Source organism: Faecalibacterium sp. An121 (genome assembly GCF_002160915.1).
Lineage (GTDB): Bacteria > Bacillota > Clostridia > Oscillospirales > Ruminococcaceae > Faecalibacterium > Faecalibacterium avium.
In genome coordinates this window covers 1-15,438 of the sequence record NZ_NFLM01000023.1, presented here as the reverse complement: position 1 = coordinate 15,438, position 15,438 = coordinate 1, and the positions used below count along the sequence as shown (strand labels likewise).

Annotated in this window: 15 protein-coding genes and 1 pseudogene; 13 read left to right on the top strand and 3 right to left on the bottom strand. The window is 64.5% G+C overall.

Features of this window, described 5'->3' with window-relative positions:
- Window positions 1-83 precede the first annotated feature (83 nt).
- Together B5E66_RS10915 and udk are read right to left on the bottom strand one after the other, a co-directional pair.
- Window positions 84-671 (bottom strand): annotated as a pseudogene (locus B5E66_RS10915) (recombinase family protein); the annotation flags it as partial.
- 128 nt (window positions 672-799) lie between these two features.
- Window positions 800-1,429, bottom strand: coding sequence for a uridine kinase (udk, locus tag B5E66_RS10910; RefSeq protein WP_087232865.1), 630 nt, complete (start codon window positions 1,427-1,429; stop codon window positions 800-802).
- Window positions 1,430-1,590: 161 nt separating this feature from the next.
- Here udk and B5E66_RS10905 point away from each other — a divergent pair, with 161 nt between their 5' ends.
- Entirely contained in the window at window positions 1,591-2,205 is a 615-nt protein-coding gene (locus B5E66_RS10905) for a C39 family peptidase (protein WP_087232862.1), read from the top strand.
- Between the two features lie 66 nt (window positions 2,206-2,271).
- On the opposite strand, the gene B5E66_RS10900 is transcribed toward B5E66_RS10905, so the two are convergent.
- On the bottom strand, window positions 2,272-3,303 hold the full coding sequence (locus B5E66_RS10900) for a glycosyltransferase family 2 protein (protein ID WP_087232859.1): 1,032 nt from the start codon (window positions 3,301-3,303) through the stop codon (window positions 2,272-2,274).
- A 164-nt stretch (window positions 3,304-3,467) separates the two neighbouring features.
- Between B5E66_RS10900 and B5E66_RS10895 the strand changes: the two genes are divergently transcribed.
- From B5E66_RS10895 to B5E66_RS10840, 12 genes are all read left to right on the top strand, one after another.
- Window positions 3,468-5,000, top strand: coding sequence for a RecQ family ATP-dependent DNA helicase (locus B5E66_RS10895; protein WP_087232856.1), 1,533 nt, complete (start codon window positions 3,468-3,470; stop codon window positions 4,998-5,000).
- A gap of 145 nt (window positions 5,001-5,145) precedes the next feature.
- A complete protein-coding gene (locus B5E66_RS10890) occupies window positions 5,146-6,000 on the top strand; it encodes a type III pantothenate kinase (RefSeq protein ID WP_087232853.1) in 855 nt (284 codons plus the stop codon).
- Window positions 5,997-6,977, top strand: a complete 981-nt coding sequence (locus B5E66_RS10885) for a Gfo/Idh/MocA family protein (RefSeq protein WP_087232850.1) — start codon at window positions 5,997-5,999, stop codon at window positions 6,975-6,977. The genes B5E66_RS10890 and B5E66_RS10885 overlap by 4 nt, the downstream gene beginning before the upstream one ends.
- An 88-nt stretch (window positions 6,978-7,065) precedes the next feature.
- Window positions 7,066-7,674: an ECF transporter S component gene (locus B5E66_RS10880; protein WP_087232847.1), complete on the top strand. Its 609-nt coding sequence runs from the start codon at window positions 7,066-7,068 to the stop codon at window positions 7,672-7,674.
- Window positions 7,675-7,780: 106 nt separating this feature from the next.
- Window positions 7,781-8,563 (top strand): NAD(P)-dependent oxidoreductase, encoded by a 783-nt coding sequence (locus B5E66_RS10875; protein WP_087232844.1) that lies wholly within the window; start codon window positions 7,781-7,783, stop codon window positions 8,561-8,563.
- Window positions 8,560-9,162: a dipicolinate synthase subunit B gene (locus tag B5E66_RS10870; protein WP_087232841.1), complete on the top strand. Its 603-nt coding sequence runs from the start codon at window positions 8,560-8,562 to the stop codon at window positions 9,160-9,162. The genes B5E66_RS10875 and B5E66_RS10870 overlap by 4 nt, the downstream gene beginning before the upstream one ends.
- Before the next feature lie 100 nt (window positions 9,163-9,262).
- Window positions 9,263-10,576 carry a D-alanyl-D-alanine carboxypeptidase family protein gene (locus B5E66_RS10865; protein ID WP_087232838.1) on the top strand — a complete coding sequence of 438 codons (1,314 nt, stop codon included), beginning with the start codon at window positions 9,263-9,265 and terminating at the stop codon, window positions 10,574-10,576.
- Window positions 10,577-10,605: 29 nt separating this feature from the next.
- On the top strand, window positions 10,606-11,172 hold the full coding sequence (gene rfbC, locus B5E66_RS10860; RefSeq protein ID WP_087232835.1) for a dTDP-4-dehydrorhamnose 3,5-epimerase: 567 nt from the start codon (window positions 10,606-10,608) through the stop codon (window positions 11,170-11,172).
- 5 nt (window positions 11,173-11,177) lie between these two features.
- Window positions 11,178-11,987, top strand: coding sequence for an ABC transporter permease (locus tag B5E66_RS10855; protein ID WP_242958162.1), 810 nt, complete (start codon window positions 11,178-11,180; stop codon window positions 11,985-11,987).
- Between the two features lie 16 nt (window positions 11,988-12,003).
- Window positions 12,004-12,762, top strand: a complete 759-nt coding sequence (locus B5E66_RS10850) for an ABC transporter ATP-binding protein (protein ID WP_087232831.1) — start codon at window positions 12,004-12,006, stop codon at window positions 12,760-12,762.
- 3 nt (window positions 12,763-12,765) lie between these two features.
- Complete coding sequence (locus B5E66_RS10845) at window positions 12,766-14,646, top strand: glycosyltransferase family 2 protein (RefSeq protein WP_206393081.1); 1,881 nt, start codon at window positions 12,766-12,768, stop codon at window positions 14,644-14,646.
- 35 nt (window positions 14,647-14,681) lie between these two features.
- Window positions 14,682-15,218 carry a DUF5662 family protein gene (locus tag B5E66_RS10840; RefSeq protein WP_087232828.1) on the top strand — a complete coding sequence of 179 codons (537 nt, stop codon included), beginning with the start codon at window positions 14,682-14,684 and terminating at the stop codon, window positions 15,216-15,218.
- Window positions 15,219-15,438 lie beyond the last annotated feature (220 nt).

Below are 15,438 nucleotides of genomic sequence, written 5' to 3'. Positions count from 1 at the left end.
GAAGGCGGGGATCCCTCCTCCGCAGGCGGCTGCCCGGTCCGGGGAACTTCGTCCCGGACCATGAGCTGGGCGCGCTGCTCGTCCTCGTAGCGGCGGGCCCGGTAGTAGAAGGTGTTGTGGTTCATGTGGCACAGTTCGGCAGCCTGACGGAGGGTGATCTGGCCCGACCGCCAGGTCCGGTGCGCCGCATAGAAGTTTTCGGGCAGAGGCTTGGAGGGACGGCCGAACTGGACGCCCCGGGCTTTGGCGGCCGCGATCCCCTCGGCCTGGCGCTGGCGGATGTTTTCCCTCTCATTCTCGGCCACGAAGGACAAGATCTGCAGCACCACATCGGCCAGGAACGTGCCCAGCAGATCCTTGCCGCGGCGTGTGTCCAGAAGCGGCATATCCAGCACAACGATATCGATGTCCTTTTCCTGGGTCAAAAAGCGCCATTGGACCAGGATCTCCTCGTAGTTGCGGCCCAGCCGGTCGATGCTTTTGATATAGAGCAGGTCATCCTTGCGCAGACGGCGTACCAGCCGCTTGTATTCCGGCCTCTGGAAATCCTTGCCGGACTGCCGGTCCACATATACATTCTGGGCGGGTACCTGCGCCTGGCGCAGGGCGATCCACTGGCGGTCGTCGTTTTGTTCGCGGGTGCTGACCCGGATGTAGCCATAGACGCTCACGGTTCTCCTTCCTGCCTTTCTGGGTCCGGCGGATTGGACAGGCGGCCCCTTCTTATTGTAACGCTTTGAAGGCAGTCAGGATAGAGTGTTCTTGCATCCTTTTTTGGAAGGCTCTGTCCATGGGGCTGTTATAAAGTCTGTGCCTGCTGGATCAGGCTGCGGATGTGGTGCACCAGCATTTCCAGGGCGGGGCCGTTTTCGCCGCCGTTGGGCACGATGATGTCGGCGTTGCGCTTGCTGGGTTCCACAAAAGCTTCGTGCATGGGTTTGACGGTGGTGAGGTACTGGGTGATGACGCTGTCCAGAGAGCGCCCGCGCTCCTTGACGTCCCGCAAAATCCGCCGCAGGATCCGCTCATCGGCGTCGGTATCCACAAAGATCTTATAGTCGAACAGCTCCAGCAGCTCGGGCTCCACAAAGGGCAGGATGCCCTCCACGATCAGCACCGGAGCCGGTTCGATATGGCGCACCTGGTCCGACCGGTTGTGGATGGCGTAGTCGTAGACCGGGCAGTCCACCCCGCGGCCTGCCTTCAGCTCCTGCAGGTGATGGACCAGCAGCTGGTTGTCGAAGGCGTCGGGGTGGTCGTAGTTGAGCAGGCAGCGCTTTTCATAGGGCAGGTCGTCGTGGCGCTTGTAGTAGCTGTCGTGGGGGATCAGCCGCACCTCTTCTTCCCCGAATCTTGCTTTCAGCCGCAGGGCCAGGGTGGTCTTGCCGCTGCCCGAGCCCCCGGCGATGCCAATGATCAGACTGTTCATACTGTTCCTCCCTGCGGTCTGGCGCAGCAGGCCGCTTTGTAGTATACTGGTGGCAGAGGCCGGGCGCCGCCCGTGTAAAACCTCTGTAAAGCTTTCTACCATCATACCACAAAACCCTCGGTTTTGACAGGGCTTGACACCCTGCCTTGGGAGGATATTCTATGAAAAAAATCATTTTGGCCCCCTACATCGACCAGACCCGGCGCTGGGTGAACGGCTGCGAGAGCATCAGCGCCGTGATGGCCCTGGGCGCGGTGGGGGTGCAGGTGGACCCGGACACCTTCATTGCGCGCGACCTGCCCCATGCCCCGTTCTGGGAGCAGGACGGGCAGCTGTGGGGCCCCGACCCCCATTATGTCTATCCCGGCGACCCCCACGACCACACCGGCTACGGCTGCTATGCCCCCTGCATCTGCCAGGCCATGACCAGCGCGCTGGAGGCCGCAGGGGCTGCGGACCGCTTTGCGGTGGTGGACGAGACCGGGCGGAGCGCCGCCGAACTGTGCGGCTACATCGACCAGGGGCTGCCGGTGGTGTTCTGGGCCACCCTCGACTTTCAGCCGGTGCCGGGGGTGGACCGGTGGCGGCTGCCCAACGGCAGGATGTTCGACTGGAAGCTGAACGAGCACTGCCTGCTCCTGGTGGGCTACGACCAGGACCGCTACTGGTTCAACGATCCCTGGCACAACCACGGCCTGTGCGCCCAGCCGAAAGAGCTGGTGGAGGAGTGCCACCGGGCCCAGGATCTGTACGCTGTGGCGCTGCGCCGCAAATGACAGGCGCCCGGCCCGAAACGAAACCCCCGCCTTCCTGTCCGGGAAAGCGGGGGTTGGATCGTTGGATCAGTTGAACTTGACCACTTTGCGGGCCAGGCGGTAGCCCAGCACGGTGACCTTGTCTCCGCCGGGGAAACGCAGGTCGGTCAGGCCGCCCAGGGACAGCTTGATGCGGCGGTATACCCGCTTGCTGACATGGGCGCGCAGATAGTCCCACAGCTCTGCCTTTTTGGCTTTGGCCTCGTCGCTGCCGTCCAGGATCAGGAAGATGCCGCTGATGGCCATCATGACCGACAGGTACTGGATCATATAGCTGCGCAGCCGGGCCTGCTCGGGGGGCAGCGCGTCCAGATCCTGGCAGTCGATCATATACCGGGTGACCCGCAGCTGCTGGTCCACCCGCTTGACCATGACGCTCTCGTTGACGCTCTGGTCCGCCCGGCCGATGAAGTACCGGTACAGGTCCAGGTCCATATAATACATACTTTTGACGTAGGGCAGGGGCTGGTAGATGAAGATGTTGTCCACATAGAAGGTGTGCTTGGGCAGCACCATCCCGCACCGGCGCAGCACTTCGGTGCGGTAGATCACCGAGTGCATCAGGATGTTCTGGTCGGGACGGAACCGGCCCACGTGCATCCAGGTGAACAGCCGGTTCTGGGGGAACACATTGGTGTAGCGCACCGTGTGGCTGGTGCCGTCCTCCACGTGTTCATAGACGTAGTTGCACAGCATCAGGTCGGGCGCCGTGCCCCGGTGCAGCAGCAGACGCAGCCGGTCCAGCACCTTGGCCAGAGCGTCGGTGTCCAGCCAGTCGTCGCTGTCCACAACTTTATAATAGATGCCGGCCGCATGGCGGATGCCCTGGTTGACCCCTTCCCCGTGGCCGCCGTTCTCCTGGTGGATGGCACGGACCACACCGGGGTATTTGGCGGCGTACTCGTCGCAGATGGCAGGGGTGTCGTCCTTGGTGGAGCCGTCGTCGATCAGGATGATCTCGGCATCCGGGCCGGCGGTCAGCAGGGTGTCCACGCAGTGGCGCATATAGGCCGCTGAATTATAGCAGGGCACCGCAAAGGTGATGAGCTTTTGTTCCATAAGGCGTACTCCTTACTTGATGAAAGACGGCGGACAGGCCGCCGCAGCGTATGCCTTTATTATAGCACGGCCCGGCGGGAAAATCTATCGCCCCGGCAAGGAATCTATGGCCCCTGCGGCCGGAATGTGGTATACTTGCCGCCGGAAAGGAAAGGAGGCAGCTTATGGAAGACCGGTACAGCGTGCTCAAACGGGTGTTCGGCTACGACCGTTTCCGCCCGGGGCAGGAGCAGATCATCGAGGCTTTGCTGCACGGACAGGACGTGATGGCGGTGATGCCCACCGGTGCAGGCAAATCGGTGTGCTACCAGGTGCCCGCTCTGCTGCTGCCGGGGCTGACGCTGGTGATCAGCCCCCTGATCAGCCTGATGCAGGACCAGGTGCGGGCGCTGGTGGCGGCGGGGGTGCCTGCGGCCTACCTCAACAACAGCCTCAACGACCGACAGAAGGAGCTGATGCTCCGCCGCGCCCGGGAGGGGCAGTACAAGATCATCTACGTGGCCCCCGAGCGGCTGCTGATGCCCGGCTTTGCGGCCCTGGTGCACTGCCGCCCGGTGAGCATGGTGACGGTGGATGAAGCCCACTGCATCAGCCAGTGGGGCCACGATTTCCGCCCCAGCTACCTGCAGATCCGGACCTTTGTGGAAGGGCTGGCCGAACGGCCTGTGGTGGGGGCTTTCACTGCCACGGCCACCGGCCAGGTGCGCCGGGACATCGAGGAGCAGCTGGGGCTGCGCAGCCCCCTGCGGCTGGTGACCGGCTTTGACCGGCCCAACCTGCGGTTCGAGACGCAGCGGCTGACCAACTCGGACAAGCCCCATGCCCTGGTGGATCTGCTGCTCGAGGCCGGGGACGTCCCCGTCATCGTCTATTGCAGCACCGTCCGCCAGGTGGAGCAGACGGCCCAGACGCTCCAGGGGCTGGGCTTTGCGGCGGCGGCTTACCACGGCCAGCTGCCCGCCGAACTGCGCCGCCGCACCCAGGAGGATTTCCTCTTTGACCGGGTGCAGGTGATGGTGGCCACCAATGCCTTTGGCATGGGCATCGACAAGCCCAATGTGCGGATGGTGGTCCACTACAATATGCCCCGGGACCTGGAAAGCTATTACCAGGAGGCGGGGCGGGCGGGCCGGGACGGGGAACCTGCCCGCTGCGTGCTGCTGTACGCTCCCAGCGATGTGCGCACCGCTCAGTTTTTCATCGACAAGGAGGAGACGGAGGGCACCGGGCCTCTGGTCCAGCGCCAGGAGAATGCCCGGCTGGCCCGGGAACGGCTGCGATACATGACCTTTTACGCCACCACCCAGCGGTGCCTGCGGGCCGAACTGCTGCACTACTTTGGGCAGAAGGCGCCCGTCCGCTGCGGCAACTGCTCCAGCTGCCTGCAGCCCAAAACCGTCCTGCCGGCGCCCCGGCCCGCCGCGCCCCGGGCAAGGCCGGCCGCACCGGCCGCCAGGGCGGCGGGGCTTGGCCCGGGGGATCAGCAGCTGCTGGCCGCCCTCTACGCCGTGCGCAAGGAACTGGCCCGCCGGGATAAGCTCCCTGCCTTCACGGTCTGCTCCGACGCGGCGCTGCGCCAGCTGTGCACCCGCCGCCCGTCCAGCATGGCCCAGCTGCTGGAGGTCCCCGGCATCAACGAGGCCAGGGCCCAGCGCTACGGTCCGGCCCTGCTGGATGCGGTGCGCCGGTACGGCTGACCCGCCCTTGACGGCAGCCCGCCAAAATATCTTGCGCCGGGCCTTGTATCCGGCGGCGAAATGATGTAAAATAAAGCGACATGGCAGGCCGCCCGGCTGTGCGGCCGCCGCTGTGAAAGGAGGGGCCGAAAGGCTTTCTGACAACATGATCTTAGCCATCGATATAGGCAACACCACCGTCGCCCTTGGGGGCATCCGGGACGGACGTGTATGCTTTGTGGCCCACATGGACACGGTGCGCACCCGCACCGCCGCCGAATACCGCGCCGAGATGGAGCGCATCTTTGCGCGGCGGCGCAACCCCGAGCGCAAGGTGTGGTTCGAGGGGGCTGTGCTCACCAGCGTGGTGCCCCAGCTCACCGGGCCGCTGGCCGCCTGCGCCCGGCACTACACCGGCAAAGACCCGGTGATCGTAGGACCTGACATCCGCACCGGCCTGCGGATGGGGGTGCCCGAACCCCAGATGGTGGGCAAGGACCGGATCGCCGACGCCGCCTATGCGGCGGCCAACTACCCCCTGCCGGTCATCACGGTCGATCTGGGCACCGCCACCACCTTCAATGTGGTGGACGGCCGCCGGGTGTTCCGGGGAGGCGTCATCTGCCCGGGGCTGTCCACCGGGCTGCGGGCGCTGGGAGACCGGTGCGCCCAGCTGCCTCAGATCCATTTGGCCCGGCCGGCCCATGCCATCGGCACCACCACCCAGGAGTGTATGCTCTCGGGGTCGGTGCTGGGCACCGCCGTGCTGGTGGACGGCATGGTGCAGCGCATCGAAGAAGAGCTGGGCTGTCCCGCTACCCTGGTGCTGACCGGGGGCCTGGCCAAATATGTGGCGCCCCTGTGCCGCCACCCCCTCACTTATGACCCCGAGCTGATGCTCAAGGGGCTGGCGCTGCTGTATGAGATGAACAGCCGCCCCGCCCGCCGCGGCCGCCGTCTGCCTGCGCCCCGGCGGGAGCACACGGCCCGGACCCAGCCCAAAAGGAGGAATGCAGGATGAAACTGGGCATCGTAGGAAGCGGCAAGATCGTCCAGGAGTTCCTGCCCTGGCTGGTCCAGGCCCCGACGGTGGAGGTAGCCGCCCTGTGCAGCACCGAGCGCAGCGCCGAAAAGGCCGCGGCGCTGTGCCGGCAGTACGGGGTCCCGCTCCACGTCACCGACTATGGCCGGCTGCTGGAAGCGGTGGACACGGTCTACATCGCCCTGCCCAACCTCTTGCACACAGCCTATGCCAAAGCCGCCCTGGAGGCCGGCCGCAATGCGATCGTGGAAAAGCCCCTGGCCCCCTGCGCCGCCGAAGCGGCCCGGCTGGCGGCTCTGGCCCGCAGCAAAGGGCTGTACCTGTTTGAGGCGGTCACCACCCAATACCTGCCGAACTACCGCAAATTGCAGGGGCTGCTGCCCCGGGTGGGCCCGGTCAAGGTGGTGCAGTGCAGCTTCTGCCAGTATTCCAGCCGGTACGACGCATTCCTGGCAGGGCAGACCGCCCCTGTATTCGACCCGAACCAGGCGGGGGGCGCCCTGATGGACCTGGGGGTCTACAACGTCAGCTACATCGTGGGCCTGTTTGGGGAACCCCAGCAGGTGCACTATGCCGCCAACGTCGAAAAGGGCGTCGATACCAGCGGCATCCTCACCATGGATTACAGCTCCTTCAAGGCGGTCAGCATTGCCGCCAAGGACTGCGCCGCACCCGCCCGCTATCTGATCCAGGGCACCAAGGGTTACCTGCTCCAGAAGAGCACCGCCAATCTCTGCGGCCCCTTGACCCTGCACCTGAACGACGGCACCGAGGAACACTATTCCCTCAACGGCAAGCGCATCCGGTGCGCAGCCGAATTCGAGGCCTTTGCCCGTGCCATCGACGCGGGGGACCAGGAGCTGTGCAGCCATATGCTGGACACCTCCCTGGCGGTCAGCCGGGTCCTGACGGCGGCCCGGCGCAGCGCGGGGGTGCGTTTCCCCTGCGACAAGTAAAAAGCAAAAGCAAACCCCGCCCCCTTTGGGGCGGCCAGCGTGCGCCGTATCCGGCAGTTTGGACGGAACGGCAGCAGGAGGTCTTATCATGACAAAACGAAACAATACCCATCTGCAAGTGTTGACCCGCCTGGGGCTGCTCATCGCCATCGAGCTGGTCATGAAAGCCATCGGTCTGGGCAGCGTGCCGGTCGGGCCCCTCTACATGAGCTTCCTCACACTGCCCATTGCGGTGGGCGCCATCACCATGGGGCCGGTGGCCGGCCTGGTGCTGGGCGCGGTGTTCGGCCTGGTCAGCTTTTATGACGCGGTCAGCGGCGGTTCGGCCATGACCAGCGCTCTGTTCCAGGTCAGCCCCCTGCACACGCTGATCCTGTGCGTGGGCACCCGTCTGCTGATGGGCCTGTGCGTGGGCCTGATCTACGAGGCGCTGCGCCGCCTGGACAAAAAGGGCACCTGGAGCTGCATCATCAGCGCCATGTGCGCCCCGCTGCTCAACACCCTGTTCTTTATGGGGTATATCGTGCTGGCATTCTATCACTGCGACTATGTGCAGGGCCTGGTGGCCGCCAACGGTGCGTCCAATCCCCTGATGTTCGTGGTGCTGCTGGTGGGCATCCAGGGCGTGGCCGAATTTCTGGTCAGCGGTCTGCTGGGCGGCATTGTGGCCCGGGCCGTGGAGCGGTATCTGAAATAAATCATCCCATATGTGTCCCGCCCGTACGCACATGTCGTCCGGGCGGGACGTTTTTGTCACCACCCGGAGAGGCCCGGCATAGGCTGGGGCACAGGGGGGATAGACCATGACAGACAGACTGTTTGCGGTGATCGGGGAGGACGGCAGGCAGGCCGCCGCTGCCCGGGCGCTGGCCCGGGCAGGCTGCCAGGTAGGAGGCATCGGGCAGATCGCCCGGGCCGGCTACATCCTGCTGCCCATGCCTCTGGATGACCAGGTGGCGGGGCTGCTGCGGGCTGCCCGCCCTGGGGCGGTGGCGCTGGCGGGCAGGCCCTCGGAACGGGCGGCCCGCATCGCCGCGGATGCCGGAGTGGAGCTGGTGGACTACTATGCCCGGCCCGAACTGGTGATCCGCAACGCCATCCCTACGGCGGAAGGGTGCATCGGCATCCTGCTGGAAAAACGCCCCCGCACCCTGTGGGGCGCCCGGGTGGGGGTGACGGGGTACGGCCCGGTGGGGCAGGCGCTGGCCCCGCGGCTGACCGCTCTGGGCGCCCGCGTGACGGTGGCCGCCCGGCGTGCAAGCCAGCGGGCCCTGGCCCAGAGCCAGGGGGCCGGGGCCGTCCCGCTGAGCGGACTGCGCCAGGTCGCCGCCGGCTTTGACATTTTGGTGAACACGGTGCCCGCCCCGGTGGTGGGACGGCAGGTGCTGGAGGCTTTGCCCCCGGACAGCCTGACGGTGGACCTGGCCAGCGCCCCCGGCGGGGTGGATCTGGGAGCGGCTGCCGCTTTGGGCCGCCGGGCCATGACCGCCCCCGGCCTGCCCGCCCGGTGCGCCCCCGACAGCGCCGGGGAGTATGTGGCCCAGACCGTGCTGGAGATCCTGCGGGAACGGGAGGTGGCAGAATGAACGCTGAACGACAAAAAACGGTGGCCTTTGCGGTGTGCGGCAGCTTTTGCACCCTGGGTGCGGCTGTGCCGCAGGCTGCGCGGCTGGCGGCGGAGGGCTGGCGGGTGCTGCCCGTCATGAGCTTTGCGGCGGCGGGCACCGACACACGGTTTGGCAGCGCCGCCGGCTGGAAGGCCCGGCTGGCGGCAGCGGCCGGCCATGAGGTGCTGGACACCCTGACGGCGGTGGAGCCTCTGGGACCCCAAAAGCTGGCGGACGCCCTGGTGATCGCGCCCTGCACCGGGGCTACCCTGGCCCGGCTGGCGGCCGGCCTGTCCGACACGCCGGTGACTCTGGCGGCCAAAAGCCTGCTGCGGGTGGGCTGCCCGGTGGTGGTGGCGGTGTCCACCAACGACGGCCTGTCCGGCTCGGGGGAGAATATGGCCCGGCTGATGCAGCGCAAGGGCTATTATTTTGTGCCCTATGGCCAGGACGACCCACAGAACAAGCCCCACAGCCTGAAGGCAGACCTGGAGCTTGTCCCCGAGACGCTGTCCCAGGCCCTGGACGGACGGCAGATCCAGCCGGTGCTGCTGCAAAGACCTCTTTCCCCTCACTGAAAAGTGTGCTATACTAAAAAATATCTGGGAACGCCCGGATGCACCCCATACGGGGAAATGGACAGAAAAACGGCGGGCCTCCCGCCGGGAAGAGGAACACATGAGAGGAATCGCCAAGGCCTTCGGGGCCTTTGCAGCGGCGCTGGCCCTGGTGGTGCTGGCGCTGCCTGCCCGGGCGGCAGGGCCCCAGCTGACCGCCACCCGGGCCTACTGCATCATGGACGCGGCCAGCGGCCTGGTGCTGGCCCAGCAGAATATGGATGAGGAGCTGCACCCCGCCTCCATCACCAAGGTGATGACCCTGGGGCTGGCATGCGAAAAGGCCCAGGGGGACTGGAGCGGCAGCTACCCGGTCACCCATGAGGACGTATACTCCCTGGCCGGCACCGACTCCAGCCACATCGCCCTGCTGGAAGGGGAGCAGGTGCCTCTGGAGGACTTGCTGTACGCCACCATGATGGCCAGCGCCAACGACGCGGCCAACGTGCTGGCGGAATACATCGGCGAGGGGACCATCCAGGACGGGGTGGACGCCATGAACGCCAAGGCTGTCCAGCTGGGGCTGCAGCACACCCACTTTTCCAATCCGCATGGCATCAGCGACGAGGAACACTACACCAGCTGCTACGATATGGCCCGGATCCTGCGGTGGGCGCTGGATCAGCCCGGCTTTGAGCAGCTGTTCACCAACAACGAAATGTATATCATGCAGCCCACCAACCACCAGCCGGTCACCCGCTATTTCTCCCAGCAGGATTCCATGCGGGTGGGCTCCAGTATGTTCTACGAACCCACCATCCTGGGCTCCAAGATCGGCTACACCGACATCGCCCGGCAGACCTACATCTGTCTGGCCGAGAAGGACGGCCTGCGCCTGATCTGCGTGGTCATGCGCAGCGACAGCCGTGCCGACCGCTATGCCGATGTGCGCACACTGCTGGAATATGCGTTTTCTACCTGGACCGGGTATACTGCTATTGACCCTGCGCAGAATGCCGCCCAGATCAGCGTCCGGGGCGGGGGCGGCCCGCTGGGCCAGCTGACCCTGAATGCCCCCGGCATCCGCCTGCCTCTGGCGGCGGGCCTTGACGCCGGGAACGTGACCCTTTCGGTGGACCTGCCGGAGGAGTACATCCTGGGAGAGGAGCTGGAGGCCTGGGCGGTGTACACCGTGCAGGGCAACGCCTACCAGGAGACGGCCAGCGTGCGGGTGCCTTTGCAGCCGGAAGGGCTGGACGCGCTGCTGGCGGGCAGCCGCGGCGCGGCGCATCCGGCGGCGGAGGACGTGGCCCCGGCGGGGCATCTGGCCCTGGTGCTGGGAACGGCGGCAGCCGGGATGCTGGCAATGGGCGCGGCGGTCTTTTTGTGGGGCCGCAAATCGATACGCACAGACCGGGCAAAGCCTGTGGAATAGAAAACATTGGATAGAGAGGAAGAACGATTATGGGCAAGTTTACTTTTACCGAGACCGAGATCCCCGGGGTGGTGGTCATCCAGCCGGAAGTGTTCGGGGATGACCGCGGCTACTTTATGGAGACCTACAAGAAGGGCGATTTCGCTGCGGCGGGCATCGACCGGGAGTTCGTGCAGGACAATCAGAGCCGCTCTTCCCGGGGCGTGCTGCGCGGGCTGCACTTCCAGAAGCAGCACACCCAGGGCAAGCTGGTGCGTGTGACCCTGGGCGAGGTGTACGACGTGGCGGTGGACTGCCGCCCCCACAGCGCTACCTTTGGCAAGTGGGTGGGGGTGACCCTGTCGGCGGAGAACAAGAAGATGTTCTATATCCCCGAGGGTTTTGCCCACGGCTTTTTGGTGCTCAGCGATGTGGCCGAGTTCTGCTATAAGTGCACCGACGTCTACGACCCCACCGCCGAGGGCGGCATCCCCTACGATGACCCCACCGTGGGTGTGGTGTGGCCCGACTGCGGCTGCCCCCATAAGACCAGCGATAAGGACAAGCGGCACCAGCCCTTTGCCCAGCAGACCTTTGATTTCTTTGCAGAGTGGTGATCGCCGTGGCAAAACTGAGCGCAATGTGGAACGCCCTTTGGCGCTACCGCTATCTTCTGTATAACCTGGTCAGCCGGGATTTCAAGCTGAAATACCGCCGCAGCGTGCTGGGCGTGGTGTGGAGCGTGCTCAACCCGCTGCTGATGTGTCTGGTCTACTGGGCGGTGTTCAGCAGCCTGATGGATATGCGCGGCAGCGGCATCGACAATTTCCCCGTCTTTTTGATGTGCGGCCAGCTGCTGTTCAACTTTTTCAACGAATCCACCTCCACCAGCATGGGCAGCATCATCAGCGCCGCCCCTCTGCTGAAAAAGGTGTATATCCCCAAGTATATCTTCCCGCTGGAGAAGTGCTGTTTTGCCATGGTCAACTGTGTGTTCAGCTTTGTGGCGCTGCTGCTGGTGATGGTGTTCACCGGCAGCCCCTTCCACCTGACCGTGTTCCAGGCGCTGTACCCGCTGGTGACCCTGTTCTTCTTCAGCCTGGGAGTGTCCTTGTTCCTGGCGGCGTGCACCGTGTTCTTCCGGGACATCCAGCACATCTGGAGCGTTTTTATCACGGCGCTGCTGTACTTTTCGGCCATCTTCTATGACCCCGCCCAGATGACCTTTTCCATCGGCGGGTTCAATATGCAGCAGGTGATCGCTCTCAACCCCATCTATTGGTATATCACCGGCTTCCGCCGCACCGTCATGTGGGGCGTGAGCCTGGACCTGCGGATGGTGGAGGTGTGCGGCCTGTGCGCAGTGGTGTCGATGGCGGTGGGGCTTGTGGTGTTCCGCCGCACCCAGGACCGCTTTGTGCTGCATATTTGAGAGAGGAGGAGCACGGATGGACACACCCAATACCCAGCCCATCATCGAGATCCAGAACGTCTCGATGTGCTTCAACCTGGCCAGCGAAAAACACGAGAGCCTGAAAGAATACTTTCTGGCCATGGTCCAGGGGCGGCTGCATTACGACGAGTTTTACGCCCTCCGGGACGTCAGCCTCAACATCATGCCGGGGGACTTCTACGGCCTGGTGGGGCTGAACGGCTCGGGCAAATCCACCCTGCTCAAGACCATTGCAGGGGTATACAAGCCCACCCGGGGCCAGGTGGTGGTGCGCGGCACCATCGCCCCCCTCATCGAGCTGGGGGCCGGCTTCGACATGGACCTGACCGCCCGGGAGAATATCTACCTCAATGGCACGGTGCTGGGCTTTTCGCCCAAGTACCTGGATGAAAAGTTTGACGAGATCGTGGAGTTCAGCGAGCTGCAAAACTTCCTGGACGTGCCCCTCAAGAATTATTCCTCGGGCATGGTGGCCCGCATCGGCTTTGCCATCGCCACCATCACCAAGCCCCAGATCCTCATTGCCGACGAGGTGCTGGCGGTGGGGGATTTCCTGTTCCAGCAGAAATGCGAAAAGCGGATGCAGGAGCTGATGGCCGGGGGCACCACCGTCATTCTGGTATCCCATTCCATCGAGCAGATCGAGCGGATGTGCACCAAGGTGGCCTGGCTGAGCCATGGGCGCCTGAAGATGAACGGGGACACCCAAACGGTCTGCGACGCCTACAAGGCCACCCAGCGGGGGGAGGTATAAGGCATGGACCAACAGCAGCGCAAACGGATGGCACAGCTGGGCCAATACGCGGTGCAGGTGGCAAGGCAGGAGGGCCTGCCCGCCATGCTGCGCCGGGGGGCCGGCTTTGTGCGCCGGCGCTTTTTTGGCAGGAAGGCCCGTTACCTGCCCGCCAAAAAGGTGCTGGAGGCCCAGCGGGCGGAGTACGAGGGCAAAACGCGGGAGAACTGCGGCCTGCCCACCATCAGCATCCTGACCCCGCTGTACAACACCCCGCCGGCCTACCTGCGGGCCTTTTTGGATTCCTTTGTGGGCCAGACGGCCCCCAATGGCCAGCTGTGCCTGGCGGATGCGTCCGACGCCGACCACCCCGAGGTGGGCCGCATCGTGGCGGAGTACCAGGCCCGCTGCCCCCGCATCCGCTGCCGCAAGGTGGAGAACAAGGGCATCGCGGCCAACACCAACGCCGCCGCCCTGCTGGCGGACGGGGAATACCTGGCCCTGGCCGACCACGACGACGTGCTGGCCCCCCATGCCATGTACGCCATGGGACAGGCCATCCTGGACCTGCGGGCGGAGGGTAAGCCCGACGGCTTTTTGTACAGCGACGAAGCGCTGTTTGAAAAGGACATCCGCCGGCCGCTGACGGCCCATTTCAAGCCCGACTTTGCCCCCGATTACCTGCTGTGCTGCAACTACATCTGCCATTTGGCGGTGTTCCGCCGGGAACTGTATGTGGGAGTCGGCGGGGAGCGCGGCGAGTACGACGGCAGCCAGGACCACGACCTGTTCTTCCGCCTGGCAGAGGCGGTGGGGGGCGCGGCCCATCTGCCCCAGGTGCTGTATTACTGGCGGGTACACAGCGGTTCCACCTCCGGGGGCGCTGCGGCCAAACCCTATGTGACGGCGGCGGCCAAGCGGGCCATCGAGGCCCATCTCGCCCGCACCGGCCAGCAGGGCCAGGTGGAGGACGGGCTGTTCCCCAGCACCTACCGGGTCAGATGGCAGATCCAGGGCCAGCCCAAGGTCAGCGTCCTGATCCCCAACAAGGATCACACCGACGATTTGGAACAGTGCCTGCACAGCCTGTACGCCCGCACCTTGTGGGAAAACTACGAGGTGATCGTCATAGAAAACAATTCCCAGCAGCCCGAGACCTTTGCGTATTACAAGCAGGCCCAGCGCCGCTACGATGGGCTGCGGGTGGTCCAGTATCCGGGCAAGGGGTTCAACTTCTCGGCCATCAACAACTTTGGCCGCCGCTACGCCGCAGGCAGCTATCTGCTGCTGCTGAACAACGACGTGGAGGTGACCGACGGGGACTGGATGACCGAGCTGCTGCGTCAGTGCGCCCGGCCCGGGGGCGGGGATATCTGCGGCGCTATGCTCTATTATCCCGACGACACCATCCAGCACGCCGGCGTGATCACCGGTCTGGGCGGCTATGCGGGGCACAGCCACAAGTACAAACAGCGGGGCGGAAGCGGGTATATGTTCCGGGCCGCCACTGTGCAGGATCTGTCCGCCGTCACCGGGGCCTGTATGCTGGTCAAGGCCAGTGTGTGGGATGCGGTGGGGGGCCTGGATGAGCGGTTCGCGGTGGCCTTCAACGACGTGGACTTCTGCCTGCGGGCCCGGGACGCAGGGTTCCGGATCCTGTGGACTCCTTACGCCTGGCTGTACCACCACGAGAGCAAGAGCCGGGGGGCGGACGACGCCGACCCGGCCAAGGCCCGGCGCTTTGCGGCCGAGCAGCAGCGGCTGTACGACCGTCACGGCAGGGAAAATATCCTGGACGACCCCTATTATAACCCCAGCCTGACCCAGGACCGGGAGGACTTTTCGGAGAGCGCCGACCTGAAAAAGCTGCAATCGGGGCAGCTGAAGGTGCGCTTCCGGCAGTAAGACCCTGCAAAACAGGAGAAAAGGAGTGGAACGCGATGAACATCCGGGGGCATTTTGACACCATCACCCATCACAAACTGCTGGTCATGAAGTATTGCTTTGCCTGCGGCCTGTACCGGCAGGGGCTGGCCCATGACCTGAGCAAGTACAGTCCCACCGAGTTCATCCCGGGCTGCATCTACTACCAGGGGGACCACAGCCCCAACGAGGCCGAGCGCCAGGCCAAGGGATACACGGCGGCCTGGCTGCACCACAAGGGCCGCAACAAGCATCACCTGGAATACTGGATCGATTACGGCACCGGCAAGGGGGGCCTGGCCGGCATGAAGATCCCCCTGCGGTACATCTGCGAGATGCTCTGCGACCGCATCGCCGCCAGCCAGGTGTACCTGGGGGACAAGTATACCGACGCCTCCCCGTGGGAGTATTATGAGCGCAGCAAAAGCCATTACCTGATGCACCCGGCCTCCCGGGCCATGCTGGAAAAGCTGCTGCGCATGGTGCGCGACAAAGGCCAGGACCGCACCTTCGCCTACATCAAAGCCCTGCTTGGCCTGCATCAGGAATATTGATCCGCCCTTCCCAGGAGCCGGCGGAAAGCAAAAAGCGCACGCAAAAGCGTGCGCTTTTCGTTTGCCCCAAACTCCTCTCGCTCTCGAAGTTAGAGAACACGAACTAAAGAAAATAAAGAAAAAAAGGGAAAATTTGAAATTGGGTCTTGACACCGGGGGGGGTATGTTATGATAGGCACACAAAGGAAAGGACCTTCCTTTGAACCTGTTTTGGGTCTCT

Bases quoted from the DNA above. Each gene is read 5' to 3' on its own strand.
- udk (WP_087232865.1), bottom strand. From the start codon at position 1,429: ATGAACAGTCTGATCATTGGCATCGCCGGGGGCTCGGGCAGCGGCAAG.
- B5E66_RS10905 (WP_087232862.1), top strand. From the start codon at position 1,591: ATGAAAAAAATCATTTTGGCCCCCTACATCGACCAGACCCGGCGCTGG.
- B5E66_RS10900 (WP_087232859.1), bottom strand. From the start codon at position 3,303: ATGGAACAAAAGCTCATCACCTTTGCGGTGCCCTGCTATAATTCAGCG.
- B5E66_RS10895 (WP_087232856.1), top strand. From the start codon at position 3,468: ATGGAAGACCGGTACAGCGTGCTCAAACGGGTGTTCGGCTACGACCGT.
- B5E66_RS10890 (WP_087232853.1), top strand. From the start codon at position 5,146: ATGATCTTAGCCATCGATATAGGCAACACCACCGTCGCCCTTGGGGGC.
- B5E66_RS10885 (WP_087232850.1), top strand. From the start codon at position 5,997: ATGAAACTGGGCATCGTAGGAAGCGGCAAGATCGTCCAGGAGTTCCTG.
- B5E66_RS10880 (WP_087232847.1), top strand. From the start codon at position 7,066: ATGACAAAACGAAACAATACCCATCTGCAAGTGTTGACCCGCCTGGGG.
- B5E66_RS10875 (WP_087232844.1), top strand. From the start codon at position 7,781: ATGACAGACAGACTGTTTGCGGTGATCGGGGAGGACGGCAGGCAGGCC.
- B5E66_RS10870 (WP_087232841.1), top strand. From the start codon at position 8,560: ATGAACGCTGAACGACAAAAAACGGTGGCCTTTGCGGTGTGCGGCAGC.
- B5E66_RS10865 (WP_087232838.1), top strand. From the start codon at position 9,263: ATGAGAGGAATCGCCAAGGCCTTCGGGGCCTTTGCAGCGGCGCTGGCC.
- rfbC (WP_087232835.1), top strand. From the start codon at position 10,606: ATGGGCAAGTTTACTTTTACCGAGACCGAGATCCCCGGGGTGGTGGTC.
- B5E66_RS10850 (WP_087232831.1), top strand. From the start codon at position 12,004: ATGGACACACCCAATACCCAGCCCATCATCGAGATCCAGAACGTCTCG.
- B5E66_RS10845 (WP_206393081.1), top strand. From the start codon at position 12,766: ATGGACCAACAGCAGCGCAAACGGATGGCACAGCTGGGCCAATACGCG.
- B5E66_RS10840 (WP_087232828.1), top strand. From the start codon at position 14,682: ATGAACATCCGGGGGCATTTTGACACCATCACCCATCACAAACTGCTG.